Origin of the sequence: Paenibacillus nasutitermitis, from assembly GCF_014641075.1 — a bacterium.
GTDB lineage: Bacteria > Bacillota > Bacilli > Paenibacillales > Paenibacillaceae > Paenibacillus_Z > Paenibacillus_Z nasutitermitis.
The window spans coordinates 339,627-363,487 of record NZ_BMHP01000003.1 but is presented as its reverse complement, the minus strand read 5'-3'; the positions used below and the strand labels follow the sequence as shown (position 1 = coordinate 363,487).

Sequence of the window (23,861 nt, the reverse complement as noted above, 5' to 3'; positions counted from 1 at the left end):
AATAACGGCAAGTTTTTTTGCGGAGTTCCTTGCGGGCCATGGATTTGTATATATATATGTGTGTAGGTTTCGAGCTATGGTAACGCTGAAAAGGTACATAGGGCAATTGTATTTTGAATGGAACATCCTCGTCACACCCCACGGAAGGAAGAGAGCTTCGTGAACGGAGGAGGCTCCCCGAGGCTGGAAATGAAAAGTGTCTGAAGTGTCGATGCTGGCAGCGAACGCGCTTCTGACGGTACTTTCGCTTTGCAGAATGAGGGATGCTCTAGATCACGATCGTAAAGGGCAAGGGGTACTTGCATCTGGACAAAGAAAAAGCCCCGTCCACCTTGTCGGTGGAGGGGGCAGCGACGACCAGGCACTGTCGTAGCGTCTCGTCGAATTCCAGTTCAATGCCTCGAAGCTTCTGGCCTTGCTGTACGGCTATCTGCTTCACTATGGTTTGTATTAGGGTCTTCTGTGTTTCGACTGGAGAAGTCTGAAGAAGACCGTTGAAGTCGCTGAGCGCCTTGCGTACAAGCTGGAGCGGGATGGGTTCCATCTGGTTTTCGTCAAGCTGGCGTTCCGCTTAATGATGTAGGAGCTAATTTGGTTAGATCGCGTCAGACAGTCTTTTTTGGCTGAATTCTACCAAATTCGGAGATTCGTGAACTAGGTCACGAATATGATATATATTCCAAAATGTGCTAGAATCGGTTCTAAGCAAGCCAATTGCTTAAAGTAGACTTTACTGAGAGATGGGGGCTCACTATGTTTTTTTTACAAATGTCTGGATTTCCTGGGTCGGGAAAATCGACTCTTGCCAGGGAAATTGCGAAGTTCACTAAAGCAGTTATTATTGACCATGATATTGTGAAAACAGGGTTATTAGAGGGGCTAGAGTTAGAGGGACAAGATAAAAATATAGATCCCAAGCGTGCTGGTGGGGTTGCTTATCATATTGAATGGTCATTGGTCGATTTCTATCTCTCACAAGGACATAGCGTTATACTAGATAGTCCTTGTTTGTACGATGTGATAGTTGAGAATGGAACTACACTAGCAGAAAAACATAGTGCGAAATACAAGTATGTAGAGTGTGTATTGAACGACATTTATGAACTTAACAATAGGCTGAAAAATCGTGAGCGAATGATTACCCAAATTGGTCCAGTCGATATACCTGAAGAAAGATGGCAAGAGGTAATCAACCGTGCTAAAAAGCCAACTCACTTGGAGTGTTTGAAAGTAGACACCTCACAACACGTAGACGATTACATTGGTGATGTTCTCCTTTATATTGATAAATAACCTCTCTAAAGGGCCATCCCACAAAGGATGGCCCTAAAACTTGCCGTTACAGACAGCGCGGGGAACCGTACCACAAATAACGAGGCGTTCCCTAGCTTGGTCTTGGCGTTCAGTTGGTTTGCTATACTTCGCAAGCCTTGTCCGCTCCCGTACATCCTGAAGATTTTCCGTACAAGCTCTAGGAGTTTAAAAAAGGGGGATCTATTTTATTACTACATTTTACTATACTGTGACTTATCTTTGTTATCATGAACTGTGACAAGGTGTTTGGAAGGAACTAGTAATTGTTGAATAGAATAAATAGATGATCAGGTAATAAATTTGTACACATAAGGAGATAAAACTATGGCGAAAAACAAATTACTAAGAATGGACAATGTTGGCATCGTTGTGGAATCCCTTGATGACTCAATCTCTTTCTTCGAGGAGATTGGCTTGAAGCTCGAAGGGCGAGCTACTGTCGAAGGTGAATGGGCTGGTCGCGTAACCGGGCTGGGTTCACAGTGTGTAGAGATTGCTATGATGGTTACCCCAGATGGCCACAGCCGGCTTGAACTTTCGCGATTTCTCACCCCGCCTACTATATCCGATCACCGAACTGCTCCTGTAAATGCCCTCGGTTATCTACGCGTCATGTTCACCGTTGAAGACATTGACGAAATGGTATCCAGACTCGCTAAGTATGGTGCTCAGCTCGTTGGCGAAGTGGTTCAGTACGAGGACTCGTATCGGCTCTGCTACATTCGTGGAAATGAAGGACATCTAATCGGTTTGGCGGAACAACTCGGTAATAAATAAGTAACGTTTAAAAGAAGACTTAACTGAAATATACATTGCTAGAATATAAAATAGAAACAGAAAAGCAGTGCGATAACGGAGACCGATAGTTGAAGAAAGCGAACTGAAGATGGGCCATCCGCGAAGGATGGCCCTAAAACTTGCCGTTACAGACAGCGCGGAGAACCTTACCATAAATAAAATCAAGGTTTTTTCCAACGAACAGACATTAGCTCTTACGGTCCTGCTGCTTGTCTAAGAGGCGCTCGCTTACTTGGGTTAGAAAGGTTGACCACCTGGCTTGAAAATCGTGATCGGTCGAATCATATCCGGTAATGAACTTGGTGATATTGCTGAAGATAATGGGATAAATGGTTAAAGCGGTTAATGCCAGCGTCAAAAGTTCAGGCTCGATCTCCGGCGGTACAAGCCCTTTTTCCTTTTGAACCTTCCAGTACTCCGCATAGGATTGAAGGGCAAGTTCCCCTCCTTTATTCCAAGATGTTGGCTCTGCCCAAGATTCAAGCGCTTCCCAAGCGGCGAACTTAATAAAGTCTGCTCTCACCTGGCTGTTGACCCTGTATCGATGCTCGGCAATATTAACCGGGTTATCAGGGATTTGCGAGACCCATTCTGGTTCGCTAGTTGCAGAGTTAGCCAAAACGGCTTCAAGCAATTCTGTTTTTCCCTTGAAATAATGATAGATCAACTGCTTCTTTACCCCAGCGTTTTCTGCGATCGACTCGATCCTCGCCCCCTTAAACCCCCTGTCGAAAAACTCTTTTTGTGCAGCTTCGAGAATATTCTTTTTCGTGCGTTCTGCATTACGAACTTCTCCCATACGGTTGAACCTCCATACCCAATCTAATAAAGTCATCGTAGTTCATTACTGAAAAGTCGTCAAGTTATAACTTTACAATCGTTAAATTATAACTTGACAATAGTTAAGTTATAACTTACCATTTGTTCAGTAACCAATAAAGGGAGGAAATCCGAATGACTATATTTTCGATCGTGCTTCAGAGCTTGTTGATTTTGTACTATGTCTTTTCGGGTTCTGCCAAGATTGCTGGGGTCAAGTACTGGGTTGATATATTCGACAATTTGAGGATGCCCCAATGGTTTCGCGTTATCACGGGGATCGTTCAGTTGGTCGGAGCTGTAGTACTTGTAAGGGGCTATTGGGATGCGGATGTGATCGCTTGGGGCGCTATTTGGCTTGGAATTACGATGATAGGGGCACTCCTCGCGCACTTAAGGGTCAAAGATTCGCTTGGCAAAACGATGCCTCCTGTTGTATTTCTTCTGTTAATCATCGTTTTAACCATCATGAATGCGGACGGACTGACAGTGTGATTGCTTCACATTACCTTTGTTCCATGATTAGTATCAACAAAGGCCACCCTGGTGTGAACTGGTCAAGTCTTGCTGTTACACCAAGTTTCGCTGCTTAGCGAGAAAGGCGGCTATTATGTAAAACAGCGCTTGTTCATATTATTAAGCTACCCGGTCAGAAGAGTGTGGTGGAACAGCTATTTATTATTGCTCTCTATGTTGCCAGAGTAACATATCCGCTTCACCTATAATATGATGAGTCTAGACATCTAAAGAGGTGAGCCAATGGCAGTCGTAAAAGCCAGGAAACAGGATATTGATATGTTGGCAAGGTTGCTTCGAGCTGAAGCTGAGACCGAAGGCGAAATGGGCATGCTCCTTGTTGGAAATGTTGGCATTAACCGTATAAGAGCGAATTGCTCCGATTTTAAAGGACTCCGGACCATTCCCCAAATGATCAACCAGCCGCATGCGTTCGAAGCATTGCAGCATGGTATGTATTATCAAAACGCAAGAGAGAGAGAACGCCGTCTGGCGCAACGGGCTGTGAATGGGGAGCGGAATTGGCCAGGCGAATTCTCCCTATGGTATTTCCGTCCAGGATCGTTCGAAAATCCCGGACCATGTCCGCCAACTTGGTATAATCAGCCGTTCGTAGGAAGATGGAAGAAGCACTGTTTTTATCAACCGACTGTGGAAGAATGTGAAAATGTATATAATACGTTTTAATGTGTCGGTTGACAAAAACTTTATCTCATGAAGTGCCGCGTAAATCGCGGCTTCTTTGGGTTAAGTGCGCTATCCAACATTCTCCTATTTTGCTAAGGAAACTTCAGGTGTTATAATAGACTGTCGATAGCGTAAAGAATATACATATATCTGTTACTATCAAAAAGCTCGAGGGAATATCAACAAAATACAGTCATCAGAGGGAATGGTAGTCATGAAGAATGGTATTGCTGTACGCTTATTTATGTTTGTTTTTGTCCTGAGTTTGGTCTTTCCAGGACAAGCTTCGATGGAAGAGCTTGCCCAAGAACCGGTTATTAAAGATGAAAATCTCGAACAAGCGATTCATTCCTGGTTAGGTAAAAAAGGTGATGAGCCACTTACCAAAGCGGATTTGGAATCGCTCACCGTTGTATCTTTATCAGGTAAAGGGATCAAAGATCTGCAGGGATTGGAGTATGCCGTCAATGTCACGGAACTCGATTTAAACAATAACGAAATTACTGATCTTACACCGTTAAAGCAACTTTCAAAGATCCGTCATCTCAGCCTTAAAGCAAATCAAATCTCATCCATTGAGGAATTGTCAGCTTTAAAGGAGATGAAATATTTAGAAATAAGTTGGAATCAGATCTCATCCCTGGAAGTAGTGAAACAATTACCCCGTCTGATCGAGTTGGACGCCGACCACAATCAAATTTCGAATGTTCAAGCTCTCCCGGGAGCCTCAGAATTAGCGTATTTGAAAATGCGCGACAATGCGATAGAAAACATAACCCCCCTCGGCAGCATGAAAAAGCTGACATATCTTGATGTATCCAGCAATAAAATCAAGGATTTTTCGCCGCTGCGGATGTTGTCCACAAGCCTGACGTATCTGGGGATTGATGACGGTCAGGTTAGTGATCTTAAGATACTGGAAGGATTTTACAAGCTCGAAGGTCTCTCTGCTAATCACAATAACATCGAGAGTCTTGCCCCTTTAGCGAAATTAACGAACTTGTCTACATTGGATCTATCTTCCAACAAGATTAAGGATCTGGAACCGTTAAATCATTTGAACAAGCTGGGTATCCTCTACTTGGATAACAACCGCGTGTGGAACTTGGAACCGTTAAGAAATCTGAAATCCCTCAGCATCCTATATTTGAACAACAACCGGGTGTGGAGTCTGGAGCCGATTCAAAATAATAGCTATGATTTTCATTGGGATACGGGGGCGGAACGATACGGACTGCAGTTGAACGATAACTACTTGGACTTAAGCCAAGGAACCCAAACCTATAAAATATTTAATAAATTGAATGCGGACCGTTATGGTATTAGGTCTCAGCGTAAGACTCAACGCTTGATTATCGGCAGCAAGACAGCCTATTTGGGCGACAGTATCTACAATATACCAGCAGCGCCATTTATTCAGTCAGGTCGTACCTACGTACCTATTCGTTTCATTTCCGAGAAACTTGGGGCAAGTGTCAATTGGAACCAGAAAACGAAAGAGGTAACGATTCAAAAAGACGGTAAAACGATTCGTTGGTATGTGGGGAATAAGCAGGTTAAGATAAACCAGCAAACCGTCATGTCCGACGCTCCTTTAGTACTGAGAAATAACAGCACTTTCGTTCCTGTACGCTTCGTATCGGAGCAGCTTAATACTTCTGTTGAATATTTAGGCAGCAAAAAAATGGTCATCATCTTCGAGAATAAGACGGCATAAGAGAATTCAATTTTTAGGACGCATCCAAGGAACTTGGGTTGCGTCCTTTCTTTAAAGCTTGCCATTTCAGATAGCGCGGGGAAGCTTCCGCGGTAGAAGGTCGGATTTAAGAATATTTCTCCAACATTTGGTTTAAATAATTCCGAAATTCTTCAACATATGTTTGAGGCTCAACTATTTCCAGATTTGTACCAAAACTCGCTAAAAATTGATAGCCATTACTGTTTTGAGGAACATAGATTGTTGCTAGAAAATATTCAGAACTATGTTTTTCAATACTCCCTTGACCGTACCTTTCAATGAATTGATCCTTTATGCCAGGCGAAATCAATGCCTTAATAGTGACTAGTTGCGGTTGATAACCAGCTTCATGTTCTTGTTCTAATGAATAATCTCTGGGGGTAAATGTTTTTTCATCGATATTAAGATGATCGATCCTGGATAATTTAAATGTTCTATATTTCAGACGATGTAAACAGAATGCCTTCAAGTACCAACTCATTTCGCTAAAATGAAGCTGATATGGCTCGGCAACTCGATTCGTTTTCATGCCATCTTTATCGATATAGTCAAATGAAACCAACTTTCTCTTTAATATTGATTCTTGGCATGTCTTCAAGGTTTGAAGAATCTCAGTCCGACCGTCCCAATCATAAAATGACAGGTGAATGGAGCCTTTCCAGGATGCGGAGCCTACCATCGCTTCAATTTTTTTAAGAGTTAATTCTACTTCATCACTAAATAAAATTTGTCCCAATCCACCCAGTGCGGTTAAAATATTTTCTAAGTCTTTACTGCTTAAAAGCCGTTTGTCTAATTTGTATTCATCCATAATCCCGAAGCCGCCGTGAACGCCATGTATAGAATAAATAGGTATATTGGAAAAACCGAGGGTTTCCATATCACGCAGAATCGTTCGTTTAGACACGTTAAATAATTGTGAGAACTCAGTTGTTGAAACAATATCCTTCTGCAGCAAGATCATTACTATCGATAGTAGTCTTTCGATTTTCTCCATATTATCCTCTCCATCGAACCGTAATAAAGTAACCCATTGAAGGAAACTCATAAAACTTTCTGATAATAAGATAATAAAATTTTTTACAAGGCTATAATAGGTGACAATATAGCTGTCACCTATTATAGCTTATGCTTCATGTAGTACAAGAAGGAGGTTTTATCATGTCAGTTCTTGCATATTTAAATTTTGACGGGAATACAGAGCAGGTCATTGCGTTTTATTCAGAAGCCCTGAATGCAAGCGAAGTAAAAAAAGTGAAGTTTAACGACTCTCCACAAGATCCAAACTACCCCTTGCCAGAAAATGAGTTGAATATGATTATGGAGTCATCGTTAGAATTTGCTGGTGGAAAAATAATGATGTCGGATATTCTACCTTCGATGAAGAAGGTAACGGGCGAGTTGGTTAAAGGCAATAATATACTGATTAGTATCGTTATTGATGATAAACAAACACTGGAAAAATACTTTTCTAATTTGTCTGTGGGTGGTTATGTTATCATGCCGTTATCAGAAATGCCTTGGTCTTCCTGCTTTGGAATGTTGGTTGATAAGTACGGTGTTGGTTGGAAGTTTAATAGTGACGCTGATAAGTTCCTGGATAGAGTCATTTCCAAAGAGTAATAAATAATTAAAAAAGAACAGTAAGGACATCCATATTGGATGTCCCTACTGTGACGCAGATTTAGCATGACTTAAAAACGACCGATCGCAACAAATGCAGTTAACGTGAAGAAGACAAGCCCCTGAACGATCCATAATGCGATGTTCATTAATGATGCCAACCTCCTGACTACATATTCACCATCCACTAAAGGTATAATAGCTCTAGTAATTGATTCTGGATGCGCTATATGGAGTAGATCGCTTGGGGAATGAACCTGGGTGAACCGTGAAGAGGTGGATGTAAATGGCTGTTGTTCAGTATAATCCGGAGCGCCCATTTCGTGAGGGGAATGATCTCTATGTCTCATACTGGGGCAAAGAGGATTGCAGCCCAGGGCATGCTGTCGGGCCGGGGATCCGTGAAATCTACAAGGTTCATTTTATTCATAAAGGCAAAGGGATAGTCAAGGTGGGGAAGGAAACGTATACGCTGCTTGCGGGACAAGCATTTATGATCTATCCTCACGTCATTACATACTATGAAGCGGATGCAGAAGATCCATGGACTTATTCGTGGATTGCCTTTCAAGGCAACCAAATTGCGCATGCCCTTAGTCGAACGAGCGTAGCTCCGGAGGCCCCGGTTTTTTCAATGGATTTACGTGTTATGCCGCGCATATTCGAGCAACTACTGGAGGTTTCAGGTTCTGCACCTAGTGTGGATCTGCGCGTAACGGCGATTTTATTGCAGTTTTTAGCCGCACTGACAGATGGGGCGCCAGCTGAATCGACTAACTCTGTTCCTTCTCAGAAGCATGATCTTTATGTACATAAAAGTATCGAATTTTTCAAGACCCATTACAGTGAGAAAATTTCTGTAGAACAGGTTGCCGCCTCCTTACAGCTGGATCGTAAATATATATCGGCATTATTTAAAAAGGCGACGGGTCTGCCACCTCAGCAGTATTTGCTTCAATATCGCATGGAACGGGCAGAGGAAATGCTTGTAAAAGGGATATATACCATTGGTGAAGTAGCGAGATCTGTAGGTTATCAGGATGCTCTGCACTTTTCGAAAATGTTTAAGAAAGTAAAAGGCGCTTCACCGAAGCATTATTTACCTGATCATTTTGCATAATGCCGTATTTGATCTAATAAACAGACATTATGACATAAATGAAATCCATTCTGATATAGGCGACTTTAGGCTGGTCTGATACCATTAACCTAGTGTTAGACTATGGGAGGTTTTCGAATGGGCTATGAAGCGGAAACAAAACGTTATGATACGATGAAATACAATCGTTCAGGAAGAAGCGGGTTGAAATTGCCTGCCATTTCATTGGGACTGTGGCATAATTTTGGGGGCATCAACGTTCTGGAGAATGATAGAGCCATGCTGCATAGAGCCTTTGATTTAGGGATTACCCATTTTGATTTGGCCAACAATTATGGACCACCTGCCGGATCTGCGGAAGAAACCTTTGGTCACATTCTGAAAAAGGATTTTCTCGCTTATCGCGATGAAATGATTATATCGACCAAGGCGGGTTATTACATGTGGCCAGGCCCCTATGGCGAGTGGGGATCAAAGAAAAATGTAATCGCAAGCTTGGATCAGAGCCTGAAGCGACTGCAAATGGATTATGTAGATATTTATTATCATCATCGTCCAGATCCGAATACCCCCCTGGAAGAAACCATGGCTGCGCTTGATCTGGTCGTTCGTCAAGGCAAAGCGCTTTATGTAGGCTTATCCAACTATAAACCGGCAGAAACCCGCGAGGCTTCAAAAATTCTTAAACGCCTGGGAACGCCATGTTTGATTCACCAGCCCAATTATTCGATGATGTCACGTTGGATTGAAGAGGGGCTTCAAGATGTTTTGGAGGAGGAAGGCATTGGATCCATTGTTTTCAGTCCGCTTCAAGGCGGCCTGTTAACGGATCGTTATTTGAATGGGATAACACCTGATTCACGTGCAGGCGGCCCGAGCCAGTTTCTAAATCCAGATCAAATCACAGAAGAAAAATTGAACAAGGTCAAGCAATTGAATCAAATGGCTGCGGATCGCGGACAAAAGCTTTCGCAAATGGCGTTGGCTTGGGTGCTCCGCGGGGGGAAAGTGACTTCAGCGTTGATCGGTGCAAGCAAGGTAACCCAGATTGAGGATGCAGTGGACTCGCTTAAACAGCTTGCGTTTACCGACGAGGAATTATCACAGATAGATTCCATTTTGAATTAACAGTTAGAGAGCCGTGATTTTCAACAATAGTTGAGACTCACGGCTCTTTCCTTGTAGACAACGTCATGCTGGACTACTCCAACAGTAAGGATTACAGATCCACTCTCAAGGTGCCCAGCATCTTGACGAATTTCGGATCGTGATAGGATAAGAAAAGAGTTTCCCTCGTATCGAGGGCGGAAATTTGTTCGATATCGTCCGCGCTCAACTCAAAATCGAAAATGTCGAAGTTTTCGATGATCCGCTCTTTTCTCACCGATTTTGGAATGACAACGACTTCACGCTGAACAAGCCAGCGCAACACGACCTGGGCGACGGACTTGTTGTGATTCTCTGCGATCGAGGCCAGCACTTCGTTGCCGAACATGTTGTTAAGTCCTTCAGCGAACGGCGCCCACGACTGGTGCTGCACGCCGTACTCTTTCATAAAAGCGGCGCTCTCAGTCTGCTGGTAGAACGGGTGCGTTTCGATCTGGTTGACGGCGGGCACAATTTCGTTATGCACGATGAGGTCCATTAGACGGTCGGGCAGGAAGTTGCTGACACCAATCGCCTTGACCTTGCCTTCGCGGTACAGGTCTTCCATCGCACGCCAAGCGCCGTAGTAATCGCCGAACGGCTGGTGAATCAGGTATAGATCGAGATAGTCGAGCTGCAGCTTCTTCAAGGATTTGGAAAATGCCAGCTTGGCACTCTCGCAGCCGGCATCCTGAATCCAGAGCTTGGTCGTGATGAACAGCTCCTCACGCGGTACACCGCTGCGCTTGATTGCGCGTCCGACCGCTTCCTCATTCAGATAACCGGCGGCTGTGTCGATCAGGCGGTAACCGGCCATCAGCGCTTCATATACCGCGTTCTCGCATTCTTCAGCATCGGGAATCTGGTAGACACCAAAGCCGATGATCGGCATTTTCACTCCGTTGTTCAAGGTTACAGTTTGCATTGTAACTCCTCCCAGTGTTCGAATGTATAACAGCAAACGGCGCGTATCCCGGGAATGGGGCACTGTAGCGGGGATTCCGCTTACGGCTGATTTGCATTACAATAAGCATAGAGCCTTCGTGTTACACGAAGTCAAGCCGTCTTCAAAAAATTATTTTCCAAGGAGGATTTCACATGCATACGGTCAAAGAAGCCGCCCAGATAACGGGACTCACCGAGCACGCCGTCCGCTTTTACACAGATAGAGGCTTGGTGCCAAGCATACAGCGCAATCATAACAACATTCGGATGTTCGACGAAGAATCGATCAACTGGCTGCATGGCGTCAAATGCCTCAAGCAATCCGGCATGCCGATTGAAGTCATTAAAAAGTACATTGATTTATGTCTCGAAGGGGATTCGACCATTCCGCAACGCTGCACACTCATGATGGAGCATAAAGAAGCTGCCCTCGCTAATCTCGAAGAAGCCAAACAGCATGTTGCCCATTTGGAACAAAAAACCGCTCTATATCAGGCCATTCTGGAGCACCGCTCTCCAGACACGACCAATCCCGGCAACTGGAACAAAATTCGGCATATGCATAGCGACGTATTTTACTCGCCCTCTGTTCGGAAGGCGTGAGAGACAGTCGTAGGTACGATTAGAGCAAACAAAGCAGTTTTATTCGGTTTTATTCTTCTCTAGAATACATTCTAGTATATTTAATGCACAAATACGTATAAAAGTGAATATTTTTGGGTCATTTTCGTTGATAAAATGATGATTGTGGAATATAATTGAACTATTACGGCATAAAAATGAACATAACGGAGGTGTAGGACATGAAGGAGGAAGAGTCGGGAATGTTTGCTGAAGAACGTAGAGAGAAGATTCTTACGTTGCTGAACGAAGAAAAGCGGGTGTTCGCCAAAGACTTGGCGGAGAGGTTTCAGATCTCAATCGATTCGATTAGAAGGGACCTTACCATTATGGAGGACCAGGGATTGCTCAAGAAAACCCACGGCGGTGCGATTCCATCCACGAAGGTTCGGCAAGCCCCGCCCCCACCAGAAATACGATACGGTGAAGGAACTCCGCAAGGTAATGCGATTGCTAAACTAGCTGTATCGTATATTCGGGATAACGATACTGTATTTATTGGTAGCGGATCGTTGTCTTATGTGCTACTGAAGCATCTGTCTGACCAAATGCCGCTTACTGTCGTTACAAATAGCATGCGAGTAGCTGATGCATTAAAGGAACGTGAATGGATTGACACCTATCTAATTGGTGGTCGAGTAAAGCCTTCTGGCAACATTACAGATGTCCTAGCGAACGAATTTGTTCGTCAATTTAAATTTGATGTCAGCTTTACCACAGGTGGCGGTATCTCGGAGGAAGGGATTTTTGTGGCCACTCCTGAAGTAGGGGCATTCGGCCGGGCCGTATCTGCTGCATCCCGCCGCCGCATCGGAATAGCCATGCACCATTCCCTTGGCAACGAAGGGTTTGCGAAAGCTGGCCGGATTGAAGATTTAGATTTGTTAATTACAGATGAGGATGCAGACCCGGAGGCAATCGAACGAATTCAAGCACTTGGAATTAAGGTGGTCATCGCCACAGCGCGGTGAACCTTATCACAAGTAGTAGTAAAGCGGAGGATGGAGCTTTGTGTAGACATGAATGAGCTTGTCTGCTGCTAACATGGAAAAATGAATGGAGAAGCAATAATGCGATCTCCATTCATTTTTTGATTTATAGTATGTACTTCCAAGCGATCCATGAGATGAATGCTGATAGCCATGATATAAATCCGAAAACCATTACGATTTTATTCTCACTCCACCCATACTTCAAGCTGAAGTGATAATGAATCGGAGCCATTCGAAATATTCTTAATTTAGTTTTTTTGTAATACCAGACCTGTAAGATAACGGATAATTGTTCAGCTAGATAAACCGAAAATAGAATGGGTATTAAAATTTCTACCTTTTCAATTATAGCTAAAAAGGAGAGTGAACCGCCAATTGCAAGGGAACCGGTATCGCCCATAAAGGCTTTTGCAGGATAGATATTGTAAATAAATAATCCTAGTAAACAACCAATCATTACCAAAGAAAAAGTCTGCACTTCAACTTTGTCTGAAATTACAAAAAAGAAAAAGAATGTTGGTATGGAAACATTTATTAACAGACCATCTAGTCCGTCAGTAAAGTTTATCGCATTGGCGGAGCCAACAATAAATAACATCATTAGTATCAGGTATGCGAAAACCGGCAGGTGGAGAGAAAATCCTTTAAACAAGGTAATATCGGAACTTAAATTGAACTGAAGTAATAGAACAAATAACAATACAGTCGTAAAAATAAATTGGAAAAATAATTTTGTTTTCCCGGATATTCCTGAAGGGTCTTGGAAAGCAGCCTTTTTAAAATCATCCATGAAACCCACTAAGCTAAATAAAAAAAACGTTGTCCCAATGAAAAGAACAAGTGGTTTAGGATGGAAATATACTGAAGTAATAACGCCTGTTAGTAGGATAATGCCTGCCATTAGTGGTGTACCACGTTTGGCTTGATGGTCTGGGGGTAGTTCCACCCTGATTGGTTGAGTAAGACGTAAACTACGCAAACCCCAAATTAAAATAGGTGTAAACATAGCAACAAGTAAAAATGAAATACTTAATGCAACAAGTAACGAAGTCTCCATATAATTGCTTCTCCTCTAACGATTTTCATTCAGAATTATTATATTCTCATTTTGTGGACAAATATTCCTCTTTCTCAGAAAGCCATTCCAAATCAGGATAAGATATAGAAGAAACAATAATCAAATAGAATTACCTAAAATTTTACTGCAATTTAGAATAAACGGCAATGATAATTGCTTTAGATCGCTCGATTTAATTGTATACAAACGACGAAGGATGTTTGACAAAACAGCAGTGGGGTTTAGAATGAATATAAAATAAGTAAGCGATTACGGCGCTGTAAAGGCAATAGTATGATCCGATCGCATCCAGCAGTTTAATCAATTGGTTGAAAGTTCAAGGGAGGATGTCTATGAAAACAACGGTTCGGTTAGCGGTGGTTGGAGGCAGCAGAGGAGCTTATTTCAGCCGATCATTAAATCATCTGGGAGGGCGTGCCGAGTTGGTTGCCGTATGCGACACGGACGAGGGCGTCCTGCAGAAGTGGAAGGAGGATTTTCCGGAGGTTGTTGGTTATTCGTCCTATGAACGATTGCTGGAGGATCCTCAGGTGGATGCCGTGTTTCTGGCAACGCCTCTATTGCTGCATGCGTCACAGGCGATACTAGCCATGAAGAAAGGGAAGCATGTCATGAGCGAAGTGATAGCTGCCCATACGCTGGAGGATAGCTGGGAACTGGCGGAAACGGTTGAGCAGACGGGATTGACTTACATGATGGCGGAAAATTACTGTTACATGCGCTCTAATATGATGATTAAGAACATGGTGAGTCAAGGTGCTTTCGGAGAAATAACTTCTGCGGAGTGCGGCTATATTCATGATTGCCGGAGCTTGCTCCATAACCGTGACGGAAGCTTGACCTGGCGGGGACGCAAGCAGCGGGATTTCTGCGGCAGCACATACCCTACTCATTCGTTAGGACCCGTATCACAGTGGCTGGGAATTAACCGGGAGGGCGGCGATGAATTCGATTCGTTGGTCACGTTCTCATCCAAGAGCCGGTCGACTGCCAAATATTTTCACGAGCATTTTGGCGGTGAGCATCCGGGTGCCGGAGCGGATTTCTGGAAGCAGGGTGATTCGACTGTAACGCTGATCCGCACGAAGAAAGGTGTTGTGATCACGCTGAAGTATGATACACAATCCGCGAGGCCCCATAATATGACCCATTATGAGCTGCAAGGAACGAAAGGCGCCTATTTGTCGCCTCGTTACGACTCGGAGGAACCGCTGATTTGGCTAGAGAACCAATCCGCTGGAGCAGGAGCGGCTGCCCATGCAGGCAGGGAGCCGGAATGGGGATCATTATGGAACCATGCCGACGAGTGGGAGCACCCGTTATGGAAGCGTTGGGGGGAGGAAGCGAACAAAGCAGGCCATGGCGGAGGGGATTTCTTCGTGCTTGACGAATTTGTATCTGCCATTCTGGAGCAGCGTAAGCCGGCTATTGATGTTATCGATGCCATTACATGGAGTTCTGTGTTTCCGTTGTCGATTCAATCCATAGCCGAAGGCGGCCGTCCGGTGAAATTCGTCAATTTCAAACACAAATAATCGGAATCGCCCGATTGCTTCGAATCTGATCTGCCTGGCCACCACGCGAATAGCGGATGTTCAGGCAGATTTTACATAGGCTTGGCCATCCGTGCTTACCGGCCTTCTATTCCATTAGTCCGTGTTTCTTCAATAGTTGCTGCTGATCGCCGGCAATATACGCGAATACTTTCGCCTTCCCGTCCAGGATCTGCAGCAAATAGGTTTCGTCAAATTCGACCAAGCCTAATTACCTCCATAGGACGAAGGTGAATCCAGCATTCAGTGCTAAACAAGATCTAACAAACGGGGAAGTTCCACTTGCTGCATAAGAAAAAACGCCCCAGCTTCTTGTGAAAAAAGCTGGGACGTTTGCGTTTTGTTTTCTTATATTCGTATGCGCTTTTTTGGACCCACGATAATCTCATAATAATACACCGGAAAGTATAAGTCTATACTTTTTTTAATATTTCTCTATACTTGGGATACAATTTCATAAGAATAGAGGGATAAGATGGCTGTTATTGAAACGGAAGCACAAGAAAGACTGCATCTGGAGGAGATGGTAACCCGGATTCGCCAAGCACTTGAGGAACTGGACGAACGAATCCGACATGCAAAGGATGAGATTATCGGAGCCAAAAAATACGTATGGGAGAACAGGGATCAGCTTGATCCAGCAGAAAGGGCCGCGAACGTCGTCGACATTTGGCTTTCTGTTGAACAGGGGGAGACTTCGGTCATGAGACAGAGCAGACTTCAAAAACTGGAGTCATCCCCTTACTTCGGCAGGGTCGATTTTATTGCAGACGATCAGGAAAGGGCGCAAGCATACTACATCGGCGTTACTGCTTTCGGAGTAGAGGCTGATCAAGAGAATGCAATCTACGATTGGCGCTCTCCCATCGCGAGCCTGTTTTACGATTATCAAGTGGGTCCGGCGCATTATACGGCTCCTGAAGGCGAGATCGAAGGAAAGATAGGTTTAAAGAGGCAGTATCGAATTCGTGAAAGCAAGATGGAATATATGATCGAAAGCTCTATGAACATCAATGACGATGTACTGCAGAAGGAACTAAGCCGAACATCGGATGAGAAAATGAAAGACATCGTCGCCACTATTCAGAAGGAACAAAACGAGATCATTCGGAACGATTCCTCACACGAACTCATTATTCAGGGCGTGGCCGGATCGGGCAAAACTTCCGTCGCCCTCCATCGGGTTGCTTATTTGTTGTATAGGCACAAGGCGACGCTGACTTCGCGAAACATATTAATCATCTCGCCGAACAACGTTTTTTCCGACTATATATCGAATGTCCTGCCCGAACTGGGAGAGGAACAGATCGCGGAGGTTGGATTCAACGAGATCGCAGCCAACGAGCTTGCCGGAATATGTGAATTTCAGACCTTTTATGAACAGGTATCGGAGCTTGCAGTGTCAACGGACGATTCCTTGACTGAACGTATCCGCTATAAAGCCAAAATGGATTTCGTTCGCAGAATAGAGGATTTTATCGAACATGTGAGCCAAAGTTATTTCTGCCCCATGGATATCCATTTCCAGGACGTGTCTGTCGATAGAGAACAAATATGGGACGCTTACCAAGCCTCTGCCGGTCTTCCCGTAAAGCTCAGATTAGAAAAGACGGCTTCGTCCATTTCCGGGAGAACACGGGATACAGACGGCGGGAAGCTGACAACTTCGACCGCGAACAAAATCAAAGCGGCGATTAAGAAAATGTTCAGGACGCAAAACCTTCTCGCTATCTATAAGGATTTCTATGCCTATGTAGGAAGGCCGGAGCTTTTTAAACTTAGAAAACCTCGTACGCTTGAATTCTCGGATGTGTTTCCACTTGTTTATCTGAAGATTCGGATGGAAGGAGCGAAAGGATATGCCGAGGTGAAGCATTTGCTGGTGGACGAGATGCAGGATTACACCGTGATCCAATATGTTGTGCTCGCTTCCTTGTTCAAATGCAAGAAGACGATCCTCGGGGACGGCAATCAATCCGTTAATCCCTACTCATCCTCTTCGATCGCCGACATGAAGCAAGTATTTCCTGAAGCCGATACGGTTGAGTTGTTCAAGAGTTACCGGTCGACGAGTGAAATCATCACGTTCGCACAACGAATTAATCCTAGCAGCAAGATTGTTGCGATCAAACGACACGGCACCACACCCCAAATCCGTCGATGCGAAAATGAGGAGGACGAAATGTTCCGAATAGGGGAACTGGTTGCGCAATTGAAGGAATCCGAATGCCGGACTCTAGGCATCATTTGCAAGACGCAGGCTCAGGCGGAAATGCTGTACGAGAAAATAAGCGAGAACGATCGATCCGTTTCTTTGTTGGATTTCAGCAGTGAAAAGTTTATAGAAGGGGTTATAGTCACAACCGTCCATGCGGCAAAAGGTTTGGAGTTCGATAAGGTGATCGTGCCATTCGCCGACTCCTCGAATTATAAGACGGAGATGGACAGAAGCTTGTTGTATATCGCGTGTACGAGGGCCATGCATGCATTGGCGTTAACCTTCCACGCAGAGCCCTCTTCGTTCTATTCGGAAGCGGAGCGGCAGATAAGATAGGCCGTCTTCGTCTCGCTCTCTAACCGGACCTTCTCCGCATCGTAAGAAAAGATACTACATTGGCAGACAGTCAAGGTGTCGAATATACGGCAGTATTGTCTTCGGTCAGCATCCAAGTTAGAGTGGATGGCCTCTATGGTGACTGCAATTTAATAATAAAGTGACAATAGTGGCCTATGCGCAAGCGCATAGGCCCACTCGAGATGCATTCATGAAAATATCCCAAGAATTGATGTCAGGTTTTGTGTCATATGTTCATGAAGTGGAAATAATATCATCCGCAATCTGCCGAAAATTATATGTCATTTATATTGACATGCTATTACAGAGGAATTATTATTAATACCATCAGTGGAGAAAGTAATCTGATATTGGTTCTATAAGGTATGAATTTAAGTTTCTATCATGCTTTTTAAGTGGTAAATATATGTAATTAGTCCAGTGATGAAAATAATAGGAGAATGCCTGTGAAAAAACATGATCAGGATTTTATGAAGCGGCAAAACCGCCTTACCGTGTTTGAAATTATTAAAAGTAATCAACCCATTTCTCGTGCAGCCATTGCCAAGCAGACGGGGATGAGCCCGACGACCATCAGCAGAATCGTTGGTGAATTGACGGAACAAGGTTATTTGCTGGATTCTGATCAGGTATCAGGCGGATTAGGCAGGAAGTCCACACTGATAGGCATCGTTAATGCCTCGGTGTTATCAATTGGTATTGATTTGGACCGCAGCTTAATGTCTATTGGCATCGTGGATTTGCAAGGCAAACTAGTCTGCAGCGGCAAGTATCCGCGGACACCGGATGAAAGTCCGGATACGACGCTTATCCGGATTAGCGAAGCTATTGAGCAGTTAATGGATCAGCAAGAACTGGATAGAACCCGCATCGTAGGCATCGGTGTCGGTCTTCCCGGCATTGTGAATAATGAAAGAGGGATCGTTGTTTTCTCCGTTCAGCTTGGATGGAAGAATGTCAGTCTTGCCGAACGATTGAAGGAGCTGACCGGCTATGAAATTACGGTTGATAATGAGCTCAAGGTACGAGCGCTCGGCGAGCATTTGAAGGGCGTGGCAGTCGGCTCCAAACGAACGGCACTGCTGGGCTTCGGACAAGGTGTCGGTTCCGCCATTATTCTTGATGGAGAAATCTATCGAGGGGTCATGAACAGTGCCGGTGAAATTGGACATACGACTGTAGATCCCAGCGGCATGATGTGCGAGTGCGGCAAAGCAGGCTGTTTGCAAACGTATATTAATATTAACTCGTTACTGTCGGAAGCAAACCGGATTCGTCCAATTGGGACAATCGAGGAATTATTCGAGGCGAAGCAAGCAGGAGAGCAATGGGCGATTCATTTGATCGACCGTGCGCTTATGTACATGGCGATTACCATTAACAATATTGTTTGTATGTACAATCCAGACAGCGTCATTCTGAGTGGAGAACTGGTCGACAAGTTTCCCTATATTCACGATGAGGTTGAAAAAATCTATTTATCACGCTTCTTATGGGAACCGCTTCGTGATTCGTTTGTATTCCATCGTTCGAAGCTGAATGAGAATGGCGTTATGATCGGATCGGGACTGTTGTCACAAAACCGCTTTTTTGCATTGGAGTAAAGGAATGATTATGAATTGGGAGGTCGCGCAGATGGGATTTATAAAATTAGTCGAAGAATATCGCGGCGGCATACTTGAGAATGTCCATTATGGTGCTGTGACTGTAGTGGATGAGAAAGGCAAAATCTTGTACAAGGCCGGCAATCCGGAGCATGTCACGTATCTGCGTTCTGCGGCCAAACCATTCCAGGCTTTACCCGTAATGAAGCGTAGAATCGATGAGGTATATGGATTAACGGGCAAAGAAGCTGCGCTATTCACTGCTTCGCATCGGGGTGAGGCCTTTCATATCGAAGCGCTGGAATCGATGTTTCACAAGATGGGACTGAAGGAAGAAAATCTCCATTGCTGCGCGACCTATCCTCTTAACGAGGATGCCAAAGCGGAACGTCATCGGGCCCACGAGCCGAAACGCAAAATATTCCATAATTGCTCAGGCAAGCATGCGGGACTAATAGGTCTCAGCAAGCATATGGGTTGGAATGAACAAACCTATTACGAACCGGGCCACCCCGTCCAGCAAGAAATTATGGAGATCATGGCCTATATGGCTGAGGTGCATGTGACATCTATCCCACAGGGCATCGATGGCTGCGGGTTGCCGATTTTTGCACTTCCACTGCATAAAATCGCTTATTCCTATTTGAAGCTTGCCTGCCCCGACTTAATTGGGGATACCGATATACGCAATGCTGCAGCAGTAACCGCAAAGCTGATGAATGATTATCCCGATATGATCGCCGATACGAAATTTGTCTGTTCGGCTCTGCTTAGGGATGATAATTTGACTGCCAAAGGGGGAGCGAAAGGCGTGTACGGCATCGGCCTCCGCAAGGAAAGGATCGGCATTTCACTGAAGGTATCCGACGGGTCTGAGCAAGTCTGGCCATGTATTATCGCTTCCATTCTGGAGCGTATCGGTTACCGCAACCAGTCAACCATTGATCGTCTGTATGCACTTACACCGAATGAGATTATTAATGATGGCGGTACGCCAGTAGGCGAGCGCCGGGCTGTTTTTCAATGGGAGCTTTAATTTCTGAGCAAGAATAATCTCCGAGCCGGTCCTTAAGCGGATGAGGAGCTTTTCTAATACATCATCAAGGGAGTGCGGATCATGAAAGTAAAGGGAAAAGTTTGGTCGATGTTTATGCTATTGCTCATCACAGTTGTCATTGTTGCAGGCTGTGGAAAAGAAAACGCAAATAAAGGCAATGGTAACGCTAATGCCACTGACAAGCCGGCTGAGACAACCCCGGCATCCAAAGACAATAAGGATGTCATCATTGCCATTAATGCCAACATTATTACTCTGGACCCTCACAATGCAAGCGACACCCATTCCATTAGCGGAAACAGAACGATGTATGAAGGTTTGATGGGCTTTGATGAGAATATGCAGCTTATTCCCGTACTGGCTGAAAGCTATGAAATAAGTAAAGACGGACTTGTCTATACGTTCAAGCTGAAAGAAAACGTAAAATTCCATGACGGTACGGACTTCAACGCAGAGGCTGTTAAGGCGAACATCGCACGCATCCAGGACGAGGCGAGCAACCTGAGACTGCGCAAAAGCTTCGCAAAGGTTACAAACGTCGAGGCGACGGATTCAAAAACAGTCGTCATTAAGCTCAGCGAGCCATACAACGCTTTCTTAAATAAAGTAGCAATGGCTGGTATGATCAGCCCCAAAGCGATCGATGAAAGCGGTGCTGATATTGCGAAGAAGCCTGTAGGCACAGGTCCTTTCAAATTCAAGGAATGGGTACAAGGCGACCGTATCGTTGTTGAGAAAAATGCGGACTACTGGCAAGCAGGGCTGCCTAAGGTCGACAGCATCACATTCAGACCGGTACCGGAGAATGGTTCCCGTATTGCCATGCTGAAGACCGGCGAGGCTGACTTCATCTATCCGATGCCTACAGAGCAAGTGTCTGAAGTTGAAGGGCAAGAGGGCATTTCTATCGAGAAAACGGATTCGACTATCGTTCGTTACGTAACGCTCAACACGATGAAGAAGCCATATGATGATGTGAAAGTGCGTCAGGCGATCAATTATGCGATCAATAATGAAGCTTTCATCAAAGTTGTGAAGACGGGTCTGGGCGTAAAACTGGATTCCACAATGTCTTCGAAAACGCAATATTACTCCCAGCAAACAGGCTACGACTACGATGTCGAAAAAGCGAAGCAGCTGCTTGCAGAAGCCGGATATCCGGATGGCTTCGAAGCTGAGATCTGGGGCGAGAATGATTCCGAAACGCTGAAAGGCATGCAATTCATTGCTCAGCAGCTGGCGCTTGTCGGTATTAAGCTTGAAGTTAAATCGATGGAAGGCGGTACGCTTTCCGATCAGATCAACTCCGCCGCTACACCTGAAGAAGCCAAAATTCAAATGTGGTATGTGAGCTGGTCACCATCTTCCGGTGATGCAGACGGTGCGACAAGAGGGCTGTTCAGCAGCGCAATGTTCCCACCTGCAGGGTCGAATACCGCTTACTACAAAAATGACAAAGTCGATCAATGGATTGAGGATGCTAATAAATCTACGGATCCGGATGAAGCGAAAGACATTTACGCTAATATCCAAAAAACAGTCTGGGAAGACGCGCCATGGGCATTCATGGGCGTTGACCAAATTATCTCAGGCAAAAGATCCTACCTGGAAGGCGTAAAAGTATATCCAGATGGTTCCATCAATGTTCTAAATGCAGAAGTGAAGTAATTTAAACCGCAAGCATTAGGCTTGGTGTCACATGTAATAAACGGGCCGCTTCTATAGATTGACGGGAAGCGGCCCTTTATATTATTTGTCGAAACAGAAGGAGGCTTTTAAGTTGGGTAGATATGCGTTACAAAGACTCCTTGGGGTTATTCCATTGCTGTTCGTTGTATCTGTACTTGTATTTATGTTTATTCACTTAATTCCGGGCGATCCGGCAAGGCTTATTGCGGGAAAGGAAGCTACGCTTGAGGAGATTCAAGGCATCCAGGTGCAGCTCGGTCTTAATCTGCCGCTATGGCAGCAATATACCCACTACATGGGGAATCTGTTGAGTGGTGACCTGGGAAATTCGATCCGCTCGGGCATGCCGGTAACCGATATGCTGGCGAGCCGGGTTATGCCGACCCTATGGCTGACACTGCTTAGTATGGCGTGGGCGCTCGTTATCGGCCTTCTGATCGGTGTTATATCTGCAGTGTACCGCAATAAATGGCCGGATTATGTCGGAACTCTGACCGCGATTTCAGGCATGTCCATTCCCGGTTTCTGGCTGGGGCTCGTTCTGATTCAAATTTTCTCTGTAGAGCTGGGCTGGGTTCCTACCGGCGGCGTTGACTCATGGAAATCTTACATTTTACCGTCTATTACGCTTGGGGCTGGCATTATGTCCATGCTGGCGCGATATTCGCGCTCATCCATGCTGGAGACGATGAGGGAAGATTACATCCGTACAGGCCGCGCGAAAGGCTTGCGTGAATTCGTTGTTATCAGCAGGCACGCGCTGCGCAATTCCCTTATCCAGGTTGTAACCGTAGCGGGACTTCAATTCGGATTCCTGCTGGGCGGTTCGGTTATGGTCGAGACGGTATTCAGTATTCCAGGTCTTGGCAGGCTACTGGTTGATTCCATTCTTTTCCGGGATTATACGGTTATTCAAGCCTTGCTGTTAATATTCGCCACACAATTCATTCTTATTAATTTAATCGTAGATTTGCTGTACGGTGTACTCAATCCGAAAATCAGGTATTCGTCGTGATGAAGCGAAGAAGATGAGAGAGGGTACCGACTGTTATTCAGGCAACAGTTATTTACAGCGTTTATTTAGGGGTAGGAGGAATAACCATGAGCAACAATTCGACGGTGGGTTCTCCATTATCGGAAGAGGTGCAGGTCGCCGTAAAAACGAAGGGCCGCTTCGGAGTGTTTATTCGCAAGTTCTGCAAACAACGGCTGCCGCTAGTGGGCGCCTGTTTTATTATATTGCTGTTTCTCATTGCAATCTTCGGTCCTCTCCTGTCTCCTTATAATCCGGATGAGCCGGACTATGATGCTTTAATGACGGGGCCGTCCGCGTCCCATTGGGCGGGTACGGATGAATATGGCCGTGACATTCTCAGCCGTCTGATGGATGGTACGCGCTTAACGCTGGCGGTAAGTCTCAGCTCTGTAGCGATCGCGGCTGTGCTGGGTACAATCCTTGGCCTGTTTAGCGGATATTATGGCGGCTGGCTGGACCGGCTTATTATGCGGGGGAGCGACGTGCTGTTCTCGTTCCCGGATTTATTGTTAGCCATCGGAATTGTAGCGATATTAGGTCCAGGTTTAATCAACGTCGTTATTGCGGTAGCGGTATTCGGCACCCCGTCGTTTGCCAGAATTATAAGAAGCGTGACCCTATCCGCGAAGGAGACGTTATTCGTAGAGGCTGCCAGTTCTATGGGAGCGAAGAACAGACGCATTATTTGGAAGCATATTTTTCCCGAGACAGTTTCGAGCATTATTGTGAATGTATCCATGAAAATCGGCGGCGCCATTCTGGCAGCTGCATCGCTAAGCTTCCTTGGAATGGGCGCGAAATCAACAGAACCCGATTGGGGCGCTATGTTGAGCATGGGGCGCGATTATTTGAGCATAGCTCCTCACATCGTCTATTTTCCGGGCATAGCGATCTTCTTGACTGTTCTTGCTTTTAACCTGATTGGGGACGGACTGCGCGATGCTCTTGATCCCAAGATGAAAAACTAAGGA

Annotated in this window: 22 protein-coding genes and 1 pseudogene; 17 read left to right on the top strand and 6 right to left on the bottom strand. The window is 45.0% G+C overall.

From position 1 onward, the window contains the following. Positions 1 to 268 precede the first annotated feature (268 nt). Positions 269 to 544, bottom strand: coding sequence for a hypothetical protein (locus tag IEY46_RS20745; RefSeq protein ID WP_188994596.1), 276 nt, complete (start codon positions 542 to 544; stop codon positions 269 to 271). A 209-nt stretch (positions 545 to 753) separates the two neighbouring features. Here IEY46_RS20745 and IEY46_RS20740 point away from each other — a divergent pair, with 209 nt between their 5' ends. Continuing rightward, entirely contained in the window at positions 754 to 1,293 is a 540-nt protein-coding gene (locus IEY46_RS20740) for a P-loop nucleotide/nucleoside kinase family protein (RefSeq protein ID WP_188994594.1), read from the top strand. A gap of 5 nt (positions 1,294 to 1,298) precedes the next feature. Here the strand turns inward: IEY46_RS20740 and IEY46_RS37080 are convergent. Continuing rightward, positions 1,299 to 1,460: pseudogene (locus tag IEY46_RS37080) on the bottom strand (hypothetical protein); the annotation flags it as partial. 178 nt (positions 1,461 to 1,638) lie between these two features. Here IEY46_RS37080 and IEY46_RS20730 point away from each other — a divergent pair. Then, on the top strand, positions 1,639 to 2,091 hold the full coding sequence (locus IEY46_RS20730) for a VOC family protein (protein WP_188994590.1): 453 nt from the start codon (positions 1,639 to 1,641) through the stop codon (positions 2,089 to 2,091). Positions 2,092 to 2,299: 208 nt separating this feature from the next. Here IEY46_RS20730 and IEY46_RS20725 read toward each other — a convergent pair whose 3' ends face one another. Further along, positions 2,300 to 2,911, bottom strand: coding sequence for a TetR/AcrR family transcriptional regulator (locus tag IEY46_RS20725; protein ID WP_188994589.1), 612 nt, complete (start codon positions 2,909 to 2,911; stop codon positions 2,300 to 2,302). 155 nt (positions 2,912 to 3,066) lie between these two features. Here IEY46_RS20725 and IEY46_RS20720 point away from each other — a divergent pair, with 155 nt between their 5' ends. From IEY46_RS20720 to IEY46_RS20710, 3 genes are all read left to right on the top strand, one after another. Beyond that, the gene (locus IEY46_RS20720) at positions 3,067 to 3,426 is read left to right on the top strand and encodes a DoxX family protein (protein ID WP_188994587.1); all 360 of its coding nucleotides are present in this window, start codon (positions 3,067 to 3,069) and stop codon (positions 3,424 to 3,426) included. Positions 3,427 to 3,690: 264 nt separating this feature from the next. Next, on the top strand, positions 3,691 to 4,134 hold the full coding sequence (locus IEY46_RS20715; protein WP_188994585.1) for a cell wall hydrolase: 444 nt from the start codon (positions 3,691 to 3,693) through the stop codon (positions 4,132 to 4,134). Between the two features lie 214 nt (positions 4,135 to 4,348). Further along, on the top strand, positions 4,349 to 5,851 hold the full coding sequence (locus IEY46_RS20710; protein ID WP_188994583.1) for a leucine-rich repeat domain-containing protein: 1,503 nt from the start codon (positions 4,349 to 4,351) through the stop codon (positions 5,849 to 5,851). Positions 5,852 to 5,957: 106 nt separating this feature from the next. Here IEY46_RS20710 and IEY46_RS20705 read toward each other — a convergent pair whose 3' ends face one another. Continuing rightward, positions 5,958 to 6,869: a helix-turn-helix transcriptional regulator gene (locus tag IEY46_RS20705; RefSeq protein ID WP_188994582.1), complete on the bottom strand. Its 912-nt coding sequence runs from the start codon at positions 6,867 to 6,869 to the stop codon at positions 5,958 to 5,960. Positions 6,870 to 7,033: 164 nt separating this feature from the next. On the opposite strand from IEY46_RS20705, the gene IEY46_RS20700 reads away from it, so the two are divergent. The 3 genes from IEY46_RS20700 (at position 7,034) to IEY46_RS20690 (ending at position 9,722) form a co-directional block, all read left to right on the top strand. Beyond that, complete coding sequence (locus tag IEY46_RS20700; RefSeq protein WP_188994580.1) at positions 7,034 to 7,495, top strand: VOC family protein; 462 nt, start codon at positions 7,034 to 7,036, stop codon at positions 7,493 to 7,495. Positions 7,496 to 7,781: 286 nt separating this feature from the next. Further along, positions 7,782 to 8,615: an AraC family transcriptional regulator gene (locus IEY46_RS20695; protein ID WP_188994578.1), complete on the top strand. Its 834-nt coding sequence runs from the start codon at positions 7,782 to 7,784 to the stop codon at positions 8,613 to 8,615. A 117-nt stretch (positions 8,616 to 8,732) separates the two neighbouring features. Beyond that, positions 8,733 to 9,722 (top strand): aldo/keto reductase, encoded by a 990-nt coding sequence (locus IEY46_RS20690; RefSeq protein WP_188994576.1) that lies wholly within the window; start codon positions 8,733 to 8,735, stop codon positions 9,720 to 9,722. 91 nt (positions 9,723 to 9,813) lie between these two features. Here IEY46_RS20690 and IEY46_RS20685 read toward each other — a convergent pair whose 3' ends face one another. Further along, a complete protein-coding gene (locus IEY46_RS20685) occupies positions 9,814 to 10,665 on the bottom strand; it encodes an aldo/keto reductase (protein WP_188994574.1) in 852 nt (283 codons plus the stop codon). Between the two features lie 173 nt (positions 10,666 to 10,838). Between IEY46_RS20685 and IEY46_RS20680 the strand changes: the two genes are divergently transcribed. Further along, positions 10,839 to 11,288: a MerR family transcriptional regulator gene (locus IEY46_RS20680; RefSeq protein ID WP_188994572.1), complete on the top strand. Its 450-nt coding sequence runs from the start codon at positions 10,839 to 10,841 to the stop codon at positions 11,286 to 11,288. A gap of 221 nt (positions 11,289 to 11,509) precedes the next feature. Then, positions 11,510 to 12,277 carry a DeoR/GlpR family DNA-binding transcription regulator gene (locus tag IEY46_RS20675; RefSeq protein WP_188996065.1) on the top strand — a complete coding sequence of 256 codons (768 nt, stop codon included), beginning with the start codon at positions 11,510 to 11,512 and terminating at the stop codon, positions 12,275 to 12,277. Positions 12,278 to 12,401: 124 nt separating this feature from the next. Here IEY46_RS20675 and mraY read toward each other — a convergent pair whose 3' ends face one another. Next, entirely contained in the window at positions 12,402 to 13,355 is a 954-nt protein-coding gene (gene mraY, locus IEY46_RS20670) for a phospho-N-acetylmuramoyl-pentapeptide-transferase (protein WP_188994570.1), read from the bottom strand. A 353-nt stretch (positions 13,356 to 13,708) separates the two neighbouring features. Here mraY and IEY46_RS20665 point away from each other — a divergent pair, with 353 nt between their 5' ends. The 7 genes from IEY46_RS20665 to IEY46_RS20635 all read left to right on the top strand — a co-directional run bounded on the left by IEY46_RS20665 (position 13,709) and on the right by IEY46_RS20635 (position 23,858). Next, entirely contained in the window at positions 13,709 to 14,911 is a 1,203-nt protein-coding gene (locus IEY46_RS20665; RefSeq protein ID WP_188994568.1) for a Gfo/Idh/MocA family protein, read from the top strand. Between the two features lie 493 nt (positions 14,912 to 15,404). Then, positions 15,405 to 17,483 (top strand): HelD family protein, encoded by a 2,079-nt coding sequence (locus IEY46_RS20660; protein ID WP_188994566.1) that lies wholly within the window; start codon positions 15,405 to 15,407, stop codon positions 17,481 to 17,483. 467 nt (positions 17,484 to 17,950) lie between these two features. Further along, positions 17,951 to 19,108 (top strand): ROK family transcriptional regulator, encoded by a 1,158-nt coding sequence (locus IEY46_RS20655; RefSeq protein WP_188994564.1) that lies wholly within the window; start codon positions 17,951 to 17,953, stop codon positions 19,106 to 19,108. A 31-nt stretch (positions 19,109 to 19,139) separates the two neighbouring features. Further along, a complete protein-coding gene (locus tag IEY46_RS20650) occupies positions 19,140 to 20,144 on the top strand; it encodes an asparaginase (RefSeq protein ID WP_188994562.1) in 1,005 nt (334 codons plus the stop codon). Positions 20,145 to 20,225: 81 nt separating this feature from the next. Then, entirely contained in the window at positions 20,226 to 21,833 is a 1,608-nt protein-coding gene (locus tag IEY46_RS20645) for a glutathione ABC transporter substrate-binding protein (RefSeq protein ID WP_188994560.1), read from the top strand. A 112-nt stretch (positions 21,834 to 21,945) separates the two neighbouring features. Further along, positions 21,946 to 22,869, top strand: a complete 924-nt coding sequence (locus IEY46_RS20640; RefSeq protein WP_188994558.1) for an ABC transporter permease subunit — start codon at positions 21,946 to 21,948, stop codon at positions 22,867 to 22,869. 86 nt (positions 22,870 to 22,955) lie between these two features. Further along, on the top strand, positions 22,956 to 23,858 hold the full coding sequence (locus IEY46_RS20635; RefSeq protein WP_188994556.1) for an ABC transporter permease: 903 nt from the start codon (positions 22,956 to 22,958) through the stop codon (positions 23,856 to 23,858). Positions 23,859 to 23,861: the final 3 nt, after the last annotated feature.